We start from the raw sequence: 1,643 nt of genomic DNA, 5'->3' as shown, positions 1-1,643 counted from the left end.
GAAACCGTCATCCAAAATCGATTCCATCCTAACAAAGCAGCTATTCAAGAGTCTGTTTCTTCTTTTCTAACTTTTTTGGAGGGGGCATCTGAGCAAATTTTAAAAAGAATAGCCGGTGTTCATATGCCGGATTATTAAGTAAAACTTATATAACGATTCCCAGGTAGATATGTGCGCAGTCATTGATAGGCACATTAGTCACTAATACACTATTATTCTACAAATTTCTTTTTTCACCTTTAAAAAAACAATGAAAATCTTCCTGAAAAAAGTCCGCTACGCGTACATCTATACACATAGCGGACTTTTTAAAAATTATTTCCAGAAATCGTCGAATACTGAAATAGGCAGGCTGCGTTTATGAGCTGTTTTAACGAAATGACTCTCAATTTTCCTACTTGCTTCCTCCCCAACTTCTTTACCTTCTAAATAGTCATCAATTTGATTATATGTAACTCCTAATGCTTCTTCATCTGGCAGCTGTGGACGATCTTCTTCTAAATCAGCTGTCGGTTGTTTTAAATATAAATGTTCAGGGCAACCTAATTCTTTTAACAGCTGTTTGCCTTGGCGCTTATTAAGACGGAAAATCGGCACTAAATCTGCGCCACCATCTCCAAATTTCGTAAAGAATCCAGTCACTGCCTCTGCAGAATGATCCGTACCAAGCACAACTCCTTGATGCATGCCAGCAATGCTATACTGTGCAATCATACGTTCACGTGCTTTTACGTTTCCTTTGTTAAAGTCAGAAACAATTTCTCCCGTTGCTTCTTCGACTGCCGCAATCATTGCATCTACAGCAGGCTTAATGTTAACAGCAACCGAACGACTTGGTTGAATGAAGGCTAGAGCGTCTTGACAGTCTTGTTCATCAGCTTGTACACCATACGGTAGACGCACAGCGATAAACTGATATGTTCCTTCGCCTGCTTCTTCATTTAATTCTTCTATAGCCATTTGGGCAAGCTTACCTGTTAACGTAGAATCTTGGCCTCCTGAAATGCCTAGTACAAATGAACGTAAAAACGAGTGCTTCTTCATATATTCTTTTAAAAAGTCGACACTTCTACGAATTTCTTCTTTAGGGTCAATAACTGGCTTTACTTTCATTTCGTCAATGATGTACTGTTGCTTCGTCATATGGTCCTCTCCCTACCTCTAATTGTTATACATGAGTTAATAGCTGAGACGCTCTAGAGCGCGCTTCATTGATTTTATCCATCTTATTATTCCAACAATTTGTGCTAAGGTCCACAGGGTATTCGGTTGGTCGCAGCACTTCTTCGTTCGATTTAGCAATCATTTTATAGTCATCCCACAAATGATTAAGGTTTTGTAAGCAATATGCGCGCATCTCTTCGACTGACGGCTGTTTGTAGATGAGTTTACCAGATTCAAAAATTTGCTTATGAATCTTACGGGCATGAAAATCTGTGACAAACTTACTTACATGAGTATAAACCGGATGAAACATCTTCAAATGATGCTCATCGTTTGGCTGCTCATTCTGCATGGCAATATAATCGCCTTCCCATTTTCCGTTTACTTGATTAACAATACGGTATACATCCTTTAGTGATAGGTAAGATTTTGAGGTTATCTCCATCTTTTCCCCCACTCCGTACCGTACGTGAGAGTTT

At 39.1% G+C, this 1,643-nt stretch carries 2 protein-coding genes; both read right to left on the bottom strand.

From position 1 onward, the window contains the following. Positions 1-315: 315 nt before the first annotated feature. On the bottom strand, positions 316-1,143 hold the full coding sequence (gene nadE / locus AC1UFB_RS15595; RefSeq protein ID WP_482589469.1) for an ammonia-dependent NAD(+) synthetase: 828 nt from the start codon (positions 1,141-1,143) through the stop codon (positions 316-318). Between the two features lie 25 nt (positions 1,144-1,168). Continuing rightward, the coding region (locus AC1UFB_RS15590; RefSeq protein WP_482589468.1) for a transposase at positions 1,169-1,643 on the bottom strand (475 nt) is incomplete at its 5' end.

The sequence above is a fragment of the Priestia sp. KCTC 13724 genome, assembly GCF_056820425.1.
Note: the sequence above shows the minus strand (reverse complement) of the source record. Positions and strands in the feature narration are given on the sequence as shown.